Here is a 17,772-nt window from a genome sequence, read left to right as displayed (position 1 = left end):
GTGTTTAATGGAAGCATGGAGAAAGACCTGGATCCACAGGAGACCGCCGAATGGCTCGAATCGCTTGAGGCGGTCCGGCGGGCGGCCGGTCCCGATCGGGCCGATTACCTGCTGCGCAGGCTCGCCACGAGCACGCGCTATCTCAACACGGTGCCCACCGCCGAGGAGCCCGCCTACCCCGGCGACCTGGAGCTCGAAGAACGCGTCGCGGCCTACGACCGGTGGAACGCCGCCGTCATGGTCAGCCGGGGCAGCAAGCTCGGCCTGGGCGGCCACCTGGCCACCTACGCCTCGGCCGCCTGGCTGTACGAGGTCGGCTTCAACCACTTCTTCCACGGCACGGACGACCAGGTCTTCTTCCAGGGGCACGCCTCCCCCGGCGTCTACGCGCGGGCCTTCCTCGAAGGGCGCCTGAGCGAGGAGCAGCTCGACCTGTTCCGGCGCGAGACGCAGGGCGGGCTGCCGTCGTACCCGCACCCGAGGGCGATGTCGGGCTTCTGGCAGTTCCCGACGGTGTCGATGGGCATCGGCCCGCTCAACGCGGTCTACCAGGCACGCTTCAACCGCTACCTGCACAACCGCGGCATCAAGGACACCTCGCACAGCCATGTCTGGGCCTTCCTCGGTGACGGCGAGATGGACGAGCCGGAGTCCACGGCGGCGCTGACGCTGGCCGCCAGGGAGGGGCTGGACAACCTCACCTTCGTGATCAACTGTAACCTCCAGCGGCTCGACGGCCCGGTACGCGGCAACACCCGGATCGTGCAGGAGCTGGAGAGCGTCTTCCGGGGCGCGGGCTGGCACGTCGTCAAGGCGCTGTGGGGCGCCGAGTGGGACGGCCTGCTCGGCTCCGACGAGCTCGTGGCCAGGCTCGGCGAGGTGCCGGACGGCCAGTTCCAGACGTTCGCCGCCGCCGACGGCGCCTACATCAGGCAGCGCCTGTTCCAGGGGCTCGACGTGCCGTACTCCGACGACGACCTGCGGCGCATCGTCGGCGGCTCGCGGGCCGGGCACGAGCCGCGCAAGGTGTACGCCGCCTACCACCGGGCGCTGCAGAACCGAGGCGCGCCCACGGTGGTGCTCGTCCAGACGGTCAAGGGCTGGACGCTGGGCGCGGGCGTCGAGGCGCGCAACGCCAACCACCAGATGAAGAAGCTCACCCTCGACGAGTTCCGCGTCATGCGCGACCGGCTCGGCCTGCCGGTCCCCGACTCGGCGCTGGCCGGGGAGCTGCCGCCGTACCTGCATCCGGGGCCCGGCTCGGCCGAGGCCAGGTACGTCGCCGAGCGCCGCCGGGAGCTGGGCGGCCCGATCCCCCATCGCACGGTCGCCGCCCGGCCGCTGCCGCAGCCGGGCGAGCGGCCGTTCGCGGCCCTGGCCAAGGGCTCGACGCAGCCGATCGCCACCACGATGGCGTTCGTCCGGCTGGTCAAGGACCTGATGAAGGAGCCGGAGACCGGGCGTCGCTGGGTGCCGATCGTGCCCGACGAGGCCAGGACGTTCGGCATGGAGTCGCTGTTCCCCACGGCGAAGATCTACTCGCCGCTCGGCCAGCGGTACGAGTCCGTCGACCGGGAGCTGCTGCTGGCCTACAAGGAGGCGGTGGACGGGCAGATCCTCATCGAGGGCATCACCGAGGCCGGGTCGATGGCCTCCTTCACCGCGGCGGCCACCAGCTACGCCACCCACGGCGAGCCGATGGTGCCGTTCTACATCTTCTACTCGATGTTCGGCTGGCAGCGGACCGGCGACCAGATGTGGGCCCTGGCCGACCAGCTCGGCCGCGGCTTCCTGGTCGGCGCGACCGCCGGCCGCACCACCATGACGGGCGAGGGCCTGCAGCACGCCGACGGCCACTCCCAGCTCCTGGCCTCCGCCAACCCCGCCTGCCTGGCCTACGACCCGGCCTTCGCCTACGAGGTCGGCGTCATCGTCCGCGACGGGCTCAGGCGCATGTACGGCGAGGCCGCCGAGGACGTGTTCTACTACCTGACCCTCTACAACGAGCCGCTGCCCCAGCCCGCGATGCCGGAGGGCGTCGAGGAGGGCATCGTCAAGGGCATCTACCGCTACTCCGCCGGCGGCGGCGCCGCGCACCTGCTGGCCAGTGGCACCGCGATCCACTGGGCGCTGGAGGCCCAGCGGCTGCTGGCCGAGGAGTACGGGCTGGGCGTGGACGTCTGGTCGGTCACCTCGTGGAGCGAGCTGCGGCGCGAGGCCATGTCGGCGACCGGGGTGCCGTACCTGCGGCAGGCGCTGGCCGGGACCGAGGGGCCGGTGATCGCGGTCAGCGACTGGATGCGGGCCGTGCCCGACCAGATCAGGCCGTGGATCGACCGGCCGTGGACCTCGCTCGGCACCGACGGGTTCGGGCTCTCCGACACCCGGGAGGCCGTACGCCGGCACTTCGGGGTCGATCCGCGGTCGATCGCGGACGCCGTGCTGAAGGCGGTGGAGGAGTAGCAGCGGGGGCGACTCGTCCCGGCGTAACCGTATTTATCGAGGAATCTCCCTAAGTTAGGGCCTGGTGCACCAACCGTGTTCTGCTGTCCCCGGGGGGAGACGGGTGAGAACACGGTTGCGCCGGTCGCTGCGTACGCGGCTGGCACTGCTCGCCGGCATCGCCATGCTGCTGCTGAACATCGTCGTCAGCGGCTTCGTCATGTTCGGCATCCACGACGACGTCGCCGACGTGCGCGCCAGCGACGTGTCCGGGCGGGCCCTGCGCGTGCTCCTCATGGTCAAGCGCAACCAGCTGCCCCAGGTGCTGGAACCCCTCGGCCTCGACGGCATCCAGGTCGTCGACCCGGCCGGACGGGCCGTCGCCTGGACGCCCAACCTGGCCGACGCCCCCCGCCAGACCGCCCACATCCCCCGCGACCAGGCCAACTACGTCAGCAGGAGCTGCGACCTGCCGGCCTTCCCCGGCCGGTGCGAGCTCGTGGTCGCCCTGCGCGCCTACCAGCCCGAGGGCACCTGGATCATCTACGCCTTCGACCCGGCGGTCCCCTGGTTCGTCAGCCCGCAGGTCGTGCTGTTCCAGATCGTGGTGTCGGCGCTGCTGGTCGGGCTGACCTTCTTCGGGGTGTCGCGGGTCGTGGCCAGGACGCTCGCCCCCGTCAGCGCCATCACCAAGAGGCTCGCCGAGATCACCGCGGACGGCGGCGGCCTGCGGGTGCCCGTCCCGGACACCGACGACGAGATCAGAGCCCTGGCCGAGACCGCCAACCAGACGCTGGAACGGCTGGAGACGGCGCGGGCCCGCCTGGAGGCCGCGATGGAGCAGCAGCGCAGGTTCGCCGGGGACGCCTCGCACGACCTTCGCAGCCCGATCACCGCCATGCGCGCGCAGGTCGAGGAGGCCATGCTGCATCCGGAGGAGACCGACTGGCGGGAGACCAGCACCCAGGTGCTGGCCAGCCTCGACCGGCTGCAGGCCATCGTCACCGACCTGCTCACGCTGACCAAGCTGGACGCCGGGGCACCGAGCGACCACCGGCCGGTGGACCTGGGCGAGCTGGTCACCGCCGAGACCGCCAGGCCGCGGGCCAAGCGCGTGGTCACCGGCCCGGACGCGGGCGTGATCGTCATGGGCGACCGGCTGCAGCTCACCCGTCTGCTGACGAACCTGCTGGACAACGCCGAGCGGCACGCCGAGACGCAGGTCACCGTGACGGTCCGGCAGGAGGGCGGCCGGGCCGTGCTGGAGGTCCTGGACGACGGCGCAGGCATCGAACCGGCCCAGCGCGAGCTCGTCTTCCAGCGCTTCACCCGCCTGGACGACTCCCGCAACCGCGACGCCGGCGGCACCGGCCTCGGGCTGCCGATCGCCCGCGAGATCGCGACCGCGCACCACGGCACGCTGACCATCGAGGACTCCCCCAAGGGCGCCCGCTTCGTCCTCCGCCTCCCCCTCGCCTGACCGGGAGCGGGGCCGCGGGTTTCTAGTGCTTGTCGTGGCCGCGGGCCAGGCCCTTGCCGTGCTTGGCCTTGCCGGCCTGATGGCCGGCCTTCCGCCCCTTGCCGGAGCCGGCGGTGGACGTGGCGCCGGTCACGGCGGGCCGCTGGGCCGGTGGCTGGGCGAGAGGCTGGGCGGGCGGACGGCGGCGGGAGCCGCTCTGCTCGGCCGCGCGGTCGGCAGCGCCCTCGGAGGTGCGGTCGCGCGCGACGGCCACGGCGTGCATGATGCCCTCGTGCTCGGTGGCCTGGTTCGGCGCCGGGTCGGCGTAGGAGGGCGTGCGGGGGGCGGCGGGCGGGCCGCCGTCGCCGTTCCAGGACGTCGTGAGGAGCACGCTGGTGACGAGCGCGGCCAGGGCGGTGAGCTGCCGCCAGCGCTGCGGCCTGCCCGGCTGCGGGATCGACACCGAGAACGGCAGCAGCTCGCGGTGGGCGCGGAGCCCTCGCGCGGCGTCGGGCATGGTCCGGCGCACGGCGTGGTTCCGCTCGCCGGTCCTGCGTCCCGCGCGGTCCCGGCCCGGGATCCGCCGCCTGGCGTCCGGCCGCGCCCCGGCGACGGCCCCCACCTCCCGCACGCCCTCCGGGACGGGAACGCCCTCCGGGGCGGGAGCCGTGGCGGGAACGGTCTCCGGGACGGGGGCCGGAGCGGGGGCGGGACCGGCTTCCGGGGCGGGGGCCGGGGGGAAGAGGGTGGGGGGAAGGAGGTCGCCGGTGTTGGGCAGGGGGGTGGCCAGGGGGATGGCGGCGGTGTCGTGGGGTTCCTCGTCGCGCAGCGCGGCCACCCGGGTCAGGCGCCGCCGGGCCTCCTCGCCGTCGATCCGGCGGGCGGGGTCCTTGACCAGGAGACCGGCGATGACCGGCGCGAGCGGCCCGGCCAGGTGGAACGGCGCGGGCTCGGAGGTGAGCACCGCGGTCAGTGCGGCCAGGTGGCCGCTGTGCGGGAAGGGCGACTGGCCCTCGACGGCCGCGTACAGGGTGGCGCCGAGGGACCACAGGTCGGCCTGCGGGGTCGCGTGGCCGCCGCGCAGGCGTTCCGGGGCGATGTACGCGGGCGTGCCCACCACCATGCCCGACTGGGTGAGGTTGGCCTGGTCGTCGAGGGTGGTGGCCAGGCCGAAGTCGGTGAGCAGGGCGTGCCGGTCGCCGTTCAGCAGGATGTTGCCGGGCTTGACGTCGCGGTGCACGATGCCGTCGGCGTGCGCCGCGCTCAACGCCTCCAGCACCTGCAGCCCGAGGCGCGCGGCGTCGGGCGGGGACAGCGGCCCGCGTTCGGCGATCACGTCGGCCAGGCTGCGCGAGGGCACGAGCTGGAGCACGATCCACGGCCGTTCGTCGGCCACCACCACGTCGTAGACGGCGGCGATGTGCGGGTGGCTCAGCCGGGCGGCCAGCCGCGCCTCCCGCATCGTGCGGCCGAGCAGGCGTTCCCGCTCGGCCCCCAGCGTGTGCCCGAGGGTGACCTCCTTGACCGCGACCTGCCGGTCGAGCAGCTCGTCGTGGGCCCGCCAGACCCGGCCCATGCCACCGCGGCCCAGTTCGGACAGCAGCCGGTAGCGTCCGGCCAGCAACCAGCCCGCACAGTGCGAAAGTGACATGCCGCCCTGCCTACCCGATCATCCCGCCCTCATGCAACGGCCGCACAGGCTTCGAGTCGATCCTGTGAGAAGGGCGGGTCGCGGGTCACCCGTTGGTGGGGAAGCCGAGGTTCACGCCGCCGTGGGACGGGTCCAGCCAGCGCGACGTCACCACCTTGCCCCGCGTGTAGAACTGCACCCCCTCAGCGCCATGCACATGCGTGTCACCGAACAACGACGACTTCCACCCGCCGAAACTGTAGAACGCCATCGGCACCGGGATCGGCACGTTGATCCCCACCATCCCCACCTCGACCTCGTTCTGGAACCGCCGCGCCGCACCCCCGTCGTTGGTGAAGATCGCCGTGCCGTTGCCGTACACACCCTCGTTGATCACCCGCAGGCCCTCCTCGTACGAGGACACCCGCACCACCGACAACACCGGACCGAAGATCTCCTCGGTATGCGTCCGCGACCCCACCGGCACCTGATCCAGCACCGTCGGCCCCAGCCAGAACCCCCCACCCCGGCCGCCCAGCACCTCGACCTCCCGGCCGTCCACCACCAGCTTGGCGCCCTCGGCAACACCCAGATCCAGATAGGACGCCACCTTGTCCCGATGCGCCGCCGTCACCAACGGCCCCATCTCCGACCGCGGATCATCCCCCGGACCCACCACCAACCGGCCCACCCGCTCCACGATCTTGCCGACCAGCTCATCCCCCACCGGATCAACCGCCAGCACGACCGAGATCGCCATGCACCGCTCACCCGCCGACCCGAACCCCGCCGACACCGCCGCATCAGCCACCAGATCCAGATCCGCATCCGGCAGCACCAGCATGTGATTCTTGGCCCCGCCCAGCGCCTGCACCCGCTTGCCGTGCGCACTACCCGTCTCGTACACATACCGGGCGATCGGCGTCGAACCCACGAACGACACCGCCGCCACGTCCGGATGCTCCAGCAGCCGATCCACCGCCACCTTGTCGCCCTGCACCACCGAGAACACCCCCTCCGGCAGCCCAGCCTCCTGCCACAGCCGCGCCATCAGCAACGACGCCGACGGATCCCGCTCCGACGGCTTCAACACGAACGCGTTCCCACACGCGATCGCCACCGGGAACATCCACATCGGCACCATCGCCGGGAAGTTGAACGGCGTGATCCCCGCCACCACCCCCAACGGCTGCCGCATCGAATACGAATCCACCCGCGTCGAGACACCCTCGGAGAAACCCCCCTTGAGCAGATGCGGGATCCCGCACGCGAACTCCACCACCTCCAGCCCGCGCGCCACCTCCCCCAACGCGTCCGCATGCACCTTGCCGTGCTCGGCCGAGATCAACGCGGCCAGCTCGTCACGATGGGCGTCCATCAACTCACGGAACCGGAACAGGACGCGGGCGCGCTTGATCAGCGAGGCGTCCCGCCACGCCGGGAAGGCCGCCACCGCGGCGGCCACCGCCGCGTCCACCTCGGCCACCGACGCCAGCGCCACGTGACCGCCGACCTCACCCGTGGCCGGGTCGAAGATCTCCGCGGTCCGGTCGCCGCCGTCCGTCAGGGCGCCGTTGATCCAGTGCTTGACCGACTTCACCGTTCTCCCTCTCCCAGTGCCAGTTCCACCGCGTCCACGAGCGCGCCCTCGGCGCAGGGACGCGCGACCACGTCCGCGGCCGACAGGACGTCGGGATGGCCGTCGCCGACCGCGATGCCCAGGCCGGCGACCTGGATCATGTCGATGTCGTTGGGGTTGTCGCCGATGGCGGCGACCTGCTCCAGCGGCACCCCCCTGGCCTGCGCCAGCTCGCGCAGGGCGCTGCCCTTGGTCGCCCCCTCCGGCAGCACCTCCAGGTACGTCGCCTCCGACCGGACGGTGACCGTGCCCGCGATGTCCAGGTCCGGCAGGCGGTCGCCGATCAGCATGCACTTGGTGATCCCGTCGGGGGGCAGCGCCGCCCAGTCGCCGGGGTCGCGCAGCGTGATGCCGTCGCGCCGGGCGTAGTCCCGCAGCTGCGGGACGTCGTCCACGGCCAGCGCCTCCCCGCCGGAGAACGCCACCGGGTACACGCCCGCGGGCAGCTCGCCGAACAGGCCGAGCAGCGTCTTCCAGGCGGTGGCGGGCAGGTGGCGGGAGCGCAGCACCTCGCCGGTCGCCAGGTTCACGGTGCGGGCGCCGTTGTAGAGGATGGCCGGGCCGTCCAGGCCCAGCTCGTCGTAGTAGGGGCGGGCCGAGCGTTCCATGCGGCCGGTGGCGATGACGACCTCGCCGCCCGCGGCCCGGTAGCGGCGCAGCGCGTCCCGGGCGGCGGGCACCATGGCCAGGTCGCGCCCGACGAGCGTGCCGTCGAGGTCGGTCACGATCCAGCGGATCACGTCGCGCTCCCCGCCCCCGCGACGTCGGCGGCCCCGCCAGCCCCGACGGCTTCGACGGCCCCGGTGGCCACGTCGGCCAGCACCGAGGAGGCCAGGTCGAACCCGCCGACGCAGGCCAGGTAGCCGCCCGGCTCGAAGACGCTGCCCGACAGCGGGATGTAGACGCCGCCGGCCTGCCTGACCAGCAGGGATCCGGCCGCGACGTCCCAGGCGTTGACCCGGGTGCCGTACGCGACGTCGGACCAGCCGGCGGCGACGTGGGCGAGCTTGAGCGCGGCGCTGCCCGGACGGCGGATGGTCGCGAACGACTGGGTCATCCTGGAGAAGCGGCGCAGCGCGCCCTCCTCGTCCTCGGCCAGGTCGCGCGGCGTGGGATAGCTGGACAGCAGCACCGCCTCGCGGTCGGCGCGGGCGCCCGCGCTGCGCAGCGGCTCGCCGTTGCAGACGGCGCCGCCGAGCCAGGCGGTGAACTCGTCGTCGCGCACCGGGTCGTAGATCACCCCGGCCACCACCTCGCCGTCCACGGCGGCGGCGATCGAGGTGCAGAAGAACGGCAGGCCGACGGCGAAGTTGGCGGTGCCGTCGATGGGGTCGACGTACCAGCTGATGGCGCCCTGTCCCCTGGTGCCGCCCTCCTCGCCCACCACGACGCTGTCGGGGCAGAGCCGGTCGAGCACCTCGCGGATGCCCTCCTCGGCCGCCTTGTCGTGCTCGGTCACCGGGTCGTGGAAGTCGCGCTTGGTCTGGATCTCGGGACGCGAGCGGAAGGCGCCGCGCAGCCGGTCGCCGACCGCCCTGGCCGCCTCGGCCGCGATGGCGGCCAGCTCGCGAGAGGTGTTCACGTCCATGTCTCCTCCAGGAGGGTCAGCAGGGCGCGGGGGTCCTCGACCGTGGCCTGAGGGCTCTGCCGCACCCGGTACGGGATCTTGTCGGTGCTCGCGGAGACCATCAGGACGGTCGCCCCCGCCCCGGCCCGGGCGCCGCAGATCACGTCCCGGTCGTAGTTGTCGCCGACGTACCAGGCGTCGGCCGGGTCCACGCCGAGGGCGCGGCAGGCGAGCAGGATCATCTCGGGGTTCGGCTTGCGCACGCCGACCTCGTCGCTGTAGACCTGCGCGGCGAACAGGTGCTCCAGCCCGGTTCCGGCCAGGTAGTCGCGGTGCACGGCCCCGCACAGCGCGTTGCTGACGACGGCGGGGACGACGCCGTTGCGCAGGCAGGCGTTCAGCAGCTCCGCCATGCCGGTGCGCAGCTTCCGGTCGCTGCGCAGCTCGCCCATGCGCTTGCACAGGGGCGTCGCCTCGACGGTGACCAGCGTGCGGGCCTGCTCGGGCCAGTCGGTGGCGACGAACTCGGCCCAGAACCGGCGGTGGGTCATCTCCTCGGGCGCGAACTGCCGGGACGTGGAGTCCTTCCAGTACTTGTCGGCCCGCGCCCCGGCCCGGATGTCGCTCTCGACGTCCTCGGCCGTCAGGCCGTCGAACCCGGTCCTGGCCAGCATGGCGTGCACCTCGGCGGCCAGCTCGGCCGCCCAGGACGGGCGTTTGGCGGTCTCGACGATCACGCCGCCGAAGTCCAGGAGCAGCGCCTTGGGGCGGATCACGCGGTCACCTCCGCCCGGTCCCAGGAGGAGATGCGGGCGCCGTCCGCGCCGAACAGGTGGAGCTGCTCGGTCCAGCAGGGCAGGACGTCGCCGGGCGCGGCCCGCACCGGCGTGTAGGACAGGGCGAACAGCTCGGTGTCCAGGACGCGCAGCCGTACCGTCCAGGAGGAGCCGGCCGGCAGCACGGCCTCGACCAGCGCCTCCTCGCTCCAGGCGGCGGCGGGCGGCGTGCCGAGCCGCAGCGCCTCGGGCCGGATGCCGACGGCGGACGGGGTGACCTCCGAGCCGCGCGCCTCGACGAACCGCAGCAGGGATCCGGCCAGCCCGCCGGGCGCCGGTCCGGTGTCCACGATGGCCATCGGCGGGCTGCCGACGAACTCGGCGACGAACCGGTTGGCGGGCCGCTCGTACATCTCCATGGGCGCGGCGAGCTGCTGCAGCTCGCCGTCGTTCATGACGGCGACGTCGGTGGCCATGGTGAGGGCTTCGAGCTGGTCGTGGGTGACGAAGACGATCGTCGCGCCGGACTCCTCGTGGATGCGCTTGAGCTCGGCCCGCATCTCCAGCCGCAGCCGGGCGTCGAGGTTGGACAGCGGCTCGTCCAGCAGCAGCACGGACGGGTTGACCGCGAGCATCCTGGCCAGCGCGACGCGCTGCTGCTGGCCGCCGGACAGCTGGGACGGGTAGCGGTCCATGGCGGCGTCGACGTGCACCATCGTCAGCGCCGCCTCGGCCCGCGCGCGCCGCTCGGGGGCGGGCACCTTGCGCATGCGCAGCCCGAACTCCACGTTGTCGCGCACGGACAGGTGCGGCCAGAGCGCGTAGTTCTGGAACACCAGCCCCATCGCCCGCTTCTCGGGCGGGACGTAGACCCCTTGCTCGACGGAGTCCAGGACGCGCTCGCCGACGGCGATGCTGCCCGCGGTGGGCTGTTCGAGGCCGGCGATCATGCGCAACGTGGTGGTCTTGCCGCAGCCGGAGGGGCCGAGCAGGCACATGAAGGCGCCGTCGGGGACCACGAGGTCGAGGTTCTTCACCGCGTAGTCGCCGCCGCCGTAGCTCTTGGAGACTGCGCTCAAGGTGATGTTCGGCATCTATCCTCCTAGGCCGGACGCCAGGCTGCTCTTGGTCAGCCGCTGGGTCAGGGAAGTCATGGTGAAGGAGAGCAAAGCGATCATGAGGACGACGCCGTTGGCGAGCTGCGTGTATCCGTAGTCGACCAGGCCGATGGAGAGCGTCGTGAGAAGCTGGGTGCCGGTGGTGGTCAGCATCACGACGATGCTGAGCTCCTTCAGCCCCGAGATGAACGGCAACACGATCCCGGTGACCAGGGCGCCCTTCTGGATCGGGAAGATGATCCGCCGCATCCGGTGCCACCAGGAGGCCCCGGCGATCTGCGCGGCCTCCTCCGGCTCGCGGCCGAGCTGCATCATCGCCGCGATGCCCGAGCGCGAGCTGTACGGCAGGTGCGTCACGGCCATGACCAGGATCAGCAGGAACGTCGTCCCGTACAGCGCCGGGACGGGCCCGCGGGCGACGGCGAACAGCGACAGCGAGGCGGCGGCGAAGGCGATGCCGGGGATGAGGTACGGCAGGAACGACACCTGGCGCAGGAACCCGGCGATGCGCGGCGCGGTGCCGCGGACGACGACGTACCCGATGAGCAGGCCGGCGACCGCGCAGATCAGCGAGGCCAGGCCGACGATGCGCAGCGAGTTCCAGGCGGCCTGCCACAGCTCGGAGCCGCGCAGGATGCCGTGCGGGAACCCGACCGCGCCGGGCAGCCGGTCGGCGATCCAGTAGTCGAGCGTGAGGGTCGACAGGTCCAGCGGCGTGCGGGTGAGCGTGGACAGCAGCAGCGTGAGCACCGGGATCAGCACGCTGACCACGAAGACCACCGCGCCCAGCGCGAACGCGGGCCAGCGCCAGCCGCGCAGGTCGCCCAGCCGGTCCATCGCGCCCTTGCCGCCGACGGTGACGAACCTGCGCTGCTCGCGCATCAGCCGCATGTCGGTGAAGACGATCAGCACGCCGATGATCACGATGACGGTGGCGAGCACGGAGGCCACGCCGGTGCTGCGGTCCCTGATCGACTGGAACAGCCCGGTGGACAGCACGTGGTAGTCGGCGGGCAGGCCGAGCACGTACGGGGTGCCGAAGGTGCCGAGCACCCGCCCGACCACGAGCAGCACGGCCGAGGAGAGCGCGGGCAGCATCAGCGGCACCACGATCCGCCGCACGACGACGCGCCGCGGCGCCCCGAGGATCCGGGCCGAGTCCTCCAGCTGGACGTCGATCCTGCGCAGCGCGTTGCCGACCAGCAGCAGCACGAACGGGTAGTAGTGCAGCCCGAGCGTGACGATGATCGGCAGCGGGCCGTAGGCCAGCCAGTCGGGGGTTCGCACGCCGGCCGACTCCAGGAAGCCCACCTGCCCGGCGGCCCGCTCGTTCTTGAACAGCGTCAGCCAGGCCAGCGAGAACGTCCACGACGGCAGCATGTACGGCACCACCAGCGCCCCGGCCAGCCACTTGCGGCCGGGCACGTTGGTCCGGGTCACCAGCCAGGCCATCCCGCCGCCGAGCAGCAGCGCGAACAGCACGGTGCCGACCGCGACGACCAGCGTGTTGACCAGCGGGCCCCAGAACAGCAGGCCGCTGATCTGGGAGCGGAAGACCCGCCACAGGTAGTAGCCGGTCCACTCGCCCGGCTGCTGGCCGGCGTGCAGCTCGTCGCCGAACTGGAGGCGGAAGGCGTCCGACAGGACCGCGATCAGCGGGGCGACGACGAGGTAGGCGAGCAGGACGACGAGGATCAGGCCGAGCGCGGCGGTCGGGTCGTGCCGCAGGACCTGGAGGCGGTAGCGGATTCGGCGCCGTCTCGGCGGGCGAGGCGGCGGCTCCGTCTTGGTCAGAACAGCCATGGTCTTCCTTCGGGGGGTTTTCAGTGGCTTCGTTTGAGCATGGCGTCGGCGAGGGCGTCGGCGGCCTCGCCGAGCCGACGGCCCACGGCGTCCAGGCGGGAGAGCAGCTCGCGTTCTCGCAGGGTGTCCATGTCCAGCGGGCCGGCGAACAGCTCGGTGAGCCGGGCCTGGTAGAGCTGGCGGACGCGGCTGCGGGACTTGCGGGTGGCGAGCACCGCCACGGTGACCGAGCCGGGATCGCCGGTGATCTTCAGCAGGGCCTGTTCGAGCTGGTCCAGGCCGTCGATGACGGCGCCGAGCGGCTCGGCGGCGAAGGTGAGGTCGGCGGGCCCGAACAGGTCGGCCTCGCGGACGAAGTCGCGTAACTGGTCCAGCACGTCGTCGATCGAGCGGGAGAGCCGGAACAGGTCCTCCCTGTCGATGGGGGTGGCCAGCACCCGTCGCAGCGCCCGGACGAGCTCGGCGCGGGCGGCGTCGCCCTCGTGCTCGACCTCGGCCATGCGGGCGCGGGCCGCCGCCTGGCCGGTCGTGCCCGAGGCGGCCGAGCGGGCCAGCACGGCGCCCTCCCTGGCCACGGCGACCTGGCCGCGGATGAGGTCGATCACCCGGCGGCCGGACCGGCCGCGCAGCTCGTCCCAGGCGCGGGCGAGCCGGCGGGGCCGTGCGCCGCTCACAGCAGCCTCAGGCCGAGCCCGGCCAGGGCGCCCAGGGCCATGGACGACGGCAGCGTGACCAGCCACGCCGTACCCATGTTCAGCACTCCTTGCCATCGCACCCTCCTGCTTCCTTCGCTTGCCACCACGCCGACGACCCCGGCGGTCACGGACTGGGTCATGCTCACCGGGCTGCCCAGGACCGAGCTGCCGAGGACGGCGCCGGTGGCCGCCGTCTCGGCCGACAGCACGTGCAGCGGCCGGGTGATGACCAGGCCGCGGCCGATCCGCTCGCCCACCCGCGGCAGCGTGGTCAGCGCCCCGGCCAGGAACAGCGCGACCAGCACGGCCATCCACACCGGCGAGAGCTGGACGGGCCCGACCCGGCCGAGCCCGTTGCGGCCGACGTCCACGGCGACGCTCACCACGGCGATCATCTTCTGGCCGTCGTTGACGGCGTAGGCCAGGCACTGGGCGGCGTAGGCCACCAGGTGGGCGGCCAGCACCAGCCCCGGCATCCGGCGCGAGGACGGCACCCGCCGGGACGCGGTGCCCAGCAGGTAGCCGAGCACCAGCCCGACCAGCGGCGCGCACGCCCCGATCGCCAGGACGGTGACCAGGCTCGGCCAGGCCACCGGCAGCCCGGCGCCGAGCCCGGCGCCCGCGATGCCGCCGATCACCGCCAGCGTCAGGCTGGTGGGCAGCCCTCTGCCGGTCAGCGCCGCCACCACCACGACGGCGATCACCACGCCGGCCAGGAACACGGCCGCGCCGCTGCCCGAGTCGAGCCCCGCGAGCCCTTCGGTGAAGGTCCGCGCGACCGCGACGCCCAGCACGTACGGTCCGGCGAACAGGACCGCCACCAGCAGCGCGGCGGCCAGCCAGCCGGGCGTGCGCGGGAAGCGCAGGCCGAGGCCGATCAGCGTGGCGCCGTCGTTGGCCCCGCTGATCAGCACGAACAGGACGGCCACCGCGGCGAAGGCCAGCGTCCAGCCCATCAGAGGTAGAGCCGCTGGTCGCGCTTGGCCTCGTCGTAGCGCTCGCGCGCGGCCCTGACCTCGGGCAGGCCGGACACCTGCGCGACCGGCACGTCCCACCAGGCCTGCGCGCCGGGGCCGCCGCCGGGGACGGGTTCGACGTACACGACGGTGGTCCTGGCCGACTCCTTGGCCTTGACCAGGGCGGCCCGCAGCGACTCGGGGCCGTCGGCGCGCAGCACGTCGGCGCCCAGGCTGGCGGCGTTGGCGGCCAGGTCCACCGGTAGGGGCTCGCCGTCCAGCTCGCCGCCGGGCCCGCGGGTGCGGTACGCGGTGCCGAGCCGCCGGGCGCCCACCGACTCGCTGAGGTTGCCGATGGAGGCGAAGCCCCGGTTGTCCACCAGGACGATCACCAGCTTGATCCGCTCCTGCACGGCGGTCGCGATCTCCTGCGCCATCATCAGGTACGACCCGTCGCCGACCAGCACGAACACCTCGCGTTCCGGCGCGGCCAGCTTCACCCCGAGGCCGCCGGCGATCTCGTAGCCCATGCACGAGTAGCCGTACTCGACGTGGTACTGCTCGGGGTCGGCGGGCCGCCAGAGGCGGTGCAGGTCGCCCGGCATCGAGCCGGCCGCGTTGACCACCACGCCGCCCTCGGCGACCTCGTTGAGGATGCCGAGCAGGACGGGCTGGGTGAGCTCGGCGCCCGCGTAGGTGTGGCCGATCTCCGACTGCCAGGCGGCGGCCAGGGCGGCGGCCCGGTGGGTCCATTCGGGGTCGGCCCGCCAGTCCACGTCGTCGAGGGCGCGCAGGGCCTCGCGGGCGTCGGCGACGAGCGTGGCGCCCGCGTTCTTGGCCGCGTCGAAGGCGGTGACGTTGACGTTGAGGAAGGCGGCCTGCCCGAACAGCGTCCTGGAGGCGGTGGTGAAGTCGGTGTAGCGGGTGCCGACGCCGATGACCAGGTCGGCCTCGCGGGCCAGGGTGTTGGCCGCGTCGGTGCCGGTGTGGCCGATCGCGCCGGCCGCGCAGGGGTGGTCGTAGGGCAGCGCGCCCTTGCCGGCTTGCGTCTCGCCCACCGGCACGCCGTGGTTCTCGGCGAAGCGGGTCAGCTCGGCCCACGCCCCGCTGTACCTGACGCCGCCGCCGGCCACGATCAGCGGCCTGCGGGAGCCGCGCAGCAGCTCCTTCGCCCTGGCCAGCGCGGCCGGCTCGGGCACCGGTCGGGGAACGTGCCAGACCCGCCGGGCGAACAGCTCCTCGGGCCAGTCGTACGCCTCGGCCTGCACGTCCTGGGGCAGCGCGAGCGTGACCGCGCCCGTCTCGGCCGGGTCGGTGAGCACCCGCATCGCCGCCAGCAGCGCGGCCGGAAGCTGCTCGGGCCGGTTGATCCGGTCGAAGAAGCGCGACACCGGGCGCAGCGAGTCGTTGACCGACACGTCGTAGGACCGGGGGTCCTCCAGCTCCTGCAGCACCGTGCCGGGGGCGCGGGTGGCGAAGACGTCGCCGGGCAGCAGCAGCACCGGCACCCGGTTGATCGTGGCCAGCGCCGCGCCGGTGACCAGGTTGGTGGCGCCGGGCCCGATGGACGTCGTGCAGGCGAAGGTGGACAGCCGCGCGCGGGTGCGGGCGTAGCCGACGGCCGTGTGCACCATGGCCTGCTCGTTGCGGGCCAGATAGTACGGCAGCGCGTCGCCCGTGCCCGCGCCCTGCTCGGCCAGCGCCTGGCCGACGCCCGCGACGTTGCCGTGGCCGAAGATCCCGAGCACGCCGGCGATCAGCCGCTGCTCGACGCCGTCGCGCTCCGACCACTGGGCGGCCAGGAAGCGGGTCAGCGCCTGAGCCGTGGTCAGCCTCATGAGGCACCTCCTTGCACGAGATCGGGCACGCCGCCCTCCAGCAGGCCGAGCGCGGTGTCCACGGCGGCGCTCACGTCCCCGTCGGGCGGGTAGAGCAGCGCCCGGCCGACCACCAGGCCGCGCACGCCGGGCAGGCGCAGCGCCTTGCGCCAGGAGTCGTACATCTCGCCGGCGTCCTGGCCGGAGTCGCCGCCCAGCAGCAGCACGGGCAGGGTCGTGGACTCCACGACGCGTTCCATCTCCGGCACGACCGGGATCTTCAGCCAGGTGCGGGCGGAGGTCGCGCCGAGGCCCTGGCCGACGCTGATGGCGTGGATCACGGCCTCGGGCGACAGGTCGTGCCGCACCACGCCGTCCTGCCGCCTGGACCAGAACGGCTCGACCATCGCCATCAGGCCGTGCCTGGCCAGGTCGGTGACGGCCTGGCCGCAGCTGGCCAGGGTGGCGGCGGTGGCGCTGTCCTCCAGCGCGATCCGGCACAACATCTTGCCGCCGTCCAGGCCCATCGCGGCGATGGTGGGGGCGTCGTAGGCGGTGAAGCGGTCGTCGAACTCGAACACCGAGCCGTGCACGCCGCCGCGGTTCATCGAGCCGATGACGATCTTGTCGTCGAGCGCGCCGAGCAGCAGCAGGTCCTCGACGATGTCGGGGGTGGCCAGCAGGCCGTCCACGCCGGGCCTGGCCAGGGCGGTCATGAGCCGGTCGAGCAGGTCGGCGCGGCTGCGCATGGCCATCGGGTGGCCGGCCACGCCGAGGGCGCCGCGGGCCGGATGGTCGGCCGCGATGATGAGCAGCTGCTCCCTGCCGTTCCTGAGGGGCCGGCGCCGGCGGGCGGCCGCCGCCTCGGCGACGCGCTCCGGCTGCCAGGCGCGCTGGTCGAGCAGCCGGCGGTAGTCCTGCTCACGCATGCGTGACGGCTCCTTCCGAGAGGGTGGCGGACAGGACGGCCTCGACCTCGTCCGCCGTGGGCATCGCGGGCGCGCAGGCCAGGCGTCCGGCGACGATCGCGCCCGCGGCGTTGGCGAAGCGCAGGGTGCGTTCGAGCGGCCAGCCTTCGAGCAGGCCGTGGCAGAGCGCGCCGCCGAAGGCGTCGCCGGCGCCGAGCCCGTTGACCACCTCGACCGGGACGGGCGGCACCCGTACGGTCTCCGTGGCGGTCATGCCGAGCACGCCGTCCGGGCCCTGTTTGACGATGGCCAGCTCGACGCCCGCCGCCAGCAGGCTCTCGCCGGCCGCGCGCGGGTCGCGGGTGCCGGTGGCCACCTCGACCTCGTCGAGGTTGCCTGCCGCGACGGTGACGTGCGCGAGCGCCTCACGCACCCGCTCGCGGGCGGTTGCCGCGTCGGCCCAGAACATGGGCCGGTAGTCCAGATCGAGCACGGTGTGCCGGGCGCGCCCGCGGGCCTGCCAGGCGGCCAGGTGGGCGGCGTGGGACGGCTCGGCCGACAGGCCGGTCACGGTGGCCCAGAACAGCCGCGCTCCGGTGACGGCCGCCAGGTCGAGGTCGCCGGGCGTGATCTGCAGGTCGGGCGCGTCCTGGCGGTAGAAGTAGAGCGGGAAGTCGTCCGGCGGCCTGATCTCGCAGAACGTGACCGGCGTCGGCCGGCCGGGCACGGCGCCGACCAGGCGGTCGTCCACGCCGTAGGAGCGCAGCGCGTCGCGGACGAACGCGCCGAACGGGTCGTCGCCGGTCCGCGTGATCACCGCGCTGGAGTGGCCCAGCCGGGCGGCGGCCACGGCCACGTTGGTGGGGCTGCCGCCCAGGTACTTGCCGAACGTCTCCACGTGCCGCAGCGACACGCCGGTCTGGAGCGGGTAGACGTCCACGCCGACCCGGCCCATGGTCAGC

The 17,772-nt window shown here is 73.3% G+C and carries 14 protein-coding genes; 2 read left to right on the top strand and 12 right to left on the bottom strand.

Features of this window, described 5'->3' with window-relative positions:
- Nucleotides 1-15: 15 nt before the first annotated feature.
- Nucleotides 16-2,463 (top strand): pyruvate dehydrogenase (acetyl-transferring), homodimeric type, encoded by a 2,448-nt coding sequence (gene aceE / locus ABT158_RS12015; RefSeq protein WP_352352775.1) that lies wholly within the window; start codon nt 16-18, stop codon nt 2,461-2,463.
- 103 nt (nt 2,464-2,566) lie between these two features.
- Nucleotides 2,567-3,922, top strand: a complete 1,356-nt coding sequence (locus ABT158_RS12010) for a sensor histidine kinase (protein ID WP_352352774.1) — start codon at nt 2,567-2,569, stop codon at nt 3,920-3,922.
- Nucleotides 3,923-3,944: 22 nt separating this feature from the next.
- Here the strand turns inward: ABT158_RS12010 and ABT158_RS12005 are convergent, their stop codons facing one another.
- From ABT158_RS12005 to iolC, 12 genes are all read right to left on the bottom strand, one after another.
- Entirely contained in the window at nt 3,945-5,552 is a 1,608-nt protein-coding gene (locus ABT158_RS12005) for a serine/threonine-protein kinase (protein ID WP_352352773.1), read from the bottom strand.
- A gap of 85 nt (nt 5,553-5,637) precedes the next feature.
- Complete coding sequence (locus ABT158_RS12000) at nt 5,638-7,131, bottom strand: CoA-acylating methylmalonate-semialdehyde dehydrogenase (protein WP_352352772.1); 1,494 nt, start codon at nt 7,129-7,131, stop codon at nt 5,638-5,640.
- Nucleotides 7,128-7,910, bottom strand: coding sequence for a Cof-type HAD-IIB family hydrolase (locus ABT158_RS11995; protein WP_352352771.1), 783 nt, complete (start codon nt 7,908-7,910; stop codon nt 7,128-7,130). The genes ABT158_RS12000 and ABT158_RS11995 overlap by 4 nt, the downstream gene beginning before the upstream one ends.
- Nucleotides 7,907-8,758 carry an inositol monophosphatase family protein gene (locus ABT158_RS11990; protein WP_352352770.1) on the bottom strand — a complete coding sequence of 284 codons (852 nt, stop codon included), beginning with the start codon at nt 8,756-8,758 and terminating at the stop codon, nt 7,907-7,909. The genes ABT158_RS11995 and ABT158_RS11990 overlap by 4 nt, the downstream gene beginning before the upstream one ends.
- Nucleotides 8,749-9,513 (bottom strand): HAD family hydrolase, encoded by a 765-nt coding sequence (locus ABT158_RS11985; protein WP_352324737.1) that lies wholly within the window; start codon nt 9,511-9,513, stop codon nt 8,749-8,751. Before ABT158_RS11985 ends, ABT158_RS11990 begins: the two co-directional genes overlap by 10 nt.
- Nucleotides 9,510-10,607, bottom strand: a complete 1,098-nt coding sequence (locus ABT158_RS11980; protein WP_352352769.1) for an ABC transporter ATP-binding protein — start codon at nt 10,605-10,607, stop codon at nt 9,510-9,512. Before ABT158_RS11980 ends, ABT158_RS11985 begins: the two co-directional genes overlap by 4 nt.
- Entirely contained in the window at nt 10,608-12,434 is a 1,827-nt protein-coding gene (locus tag ABT158_RS11975) for an ABC transporter permease (protein WP_352352768.1), read from the bottom strand. It abuts the gene before it with no gap.
- Nucleotides 12,435-12,454: 20 nt separating this feature from the next.
- On the bottom strand, nt 12,455-13,108 hold the full coding sequence (locus tag ABT158_RS11970) for a DUF47 domain-containing protein (protein WP_352352767.1): 654 nt from the start codon (nt 13,106-13,108) through the stop codon (nt 12,455-12,457).
- Nucleotides 13,105-14,085: an inorganic phosphate transporter gene (locus tag ABT158_RS11965; protein ID WP_352352766.1), complete on the bottom strand. Its 981-nt coding sequence runs from the start codon at nt 14,083-14,085 to the stop codon at nt 13,105-13,107. The genes ABT158_RS11970 and ABT158_RS11965 overlap by 4 nt, the downstream gene beginning before the upstream one ends.
- A complete protein-coding gene (gene iolD, locus ABT158_RS11960; RefSeq protein WP_352352765.1) occupies nt 14,085-15,923 on the bottom strand; it encodes a 3D-(3,5/4)-trihydroxycyclohexane-1,2-dione acylhydrolase (decyclizing) in 1,839 nt (612 codons plus the stop codon). Before iolD ends, ABT158_RS11965 begins: the two co-directional genes overlap by 1 nt.
- Complete coding sequence (locus ABT158_RS11955) at nt 15,920-16,831, bottom strand: class I fructose-bisphosphate aldolase (protein ID WP_352352764.1); 912 nt, start codon at nt 16,829-16,831, stop codon at nt 15,920-15,922. The genes iolD and ABT158_RS11955 overlap by 4 nt, the downstream gene beginning before the upstream one ends.
- Nucleotides 16,824-17,765: a 5-dehydro-2-deoxygluconokinase gene (iolC, locus tag ABT158_RS11950; protein ID WP_502911513.1), complete on the bottom strand. Its 942-nt coding sequence runs from the start codon at nt 17,763-17,765 to the stop codon at nt 16,824-16,826. The genes ABT158_RS11955 and iolC overlap by 8 nt, the downstream gene beginning before the upstream one ends.
- Nucleotides 17,766-17,772 lie beyond the last annotated feature (7 nt).

Source organism: Nonomuraea sp. NPDC001636 (assembly GCF_040298265.1).
Taxonomy (GTDB): domain Bacteria; phylum Actinomycetota; class Actinomycetes; order Streptosporangiales; family Streptosporangiaceae; genus Nonomuraea.
This window is presented reverse-complemented; position numbering and strand designations above follow the sequence as displayed.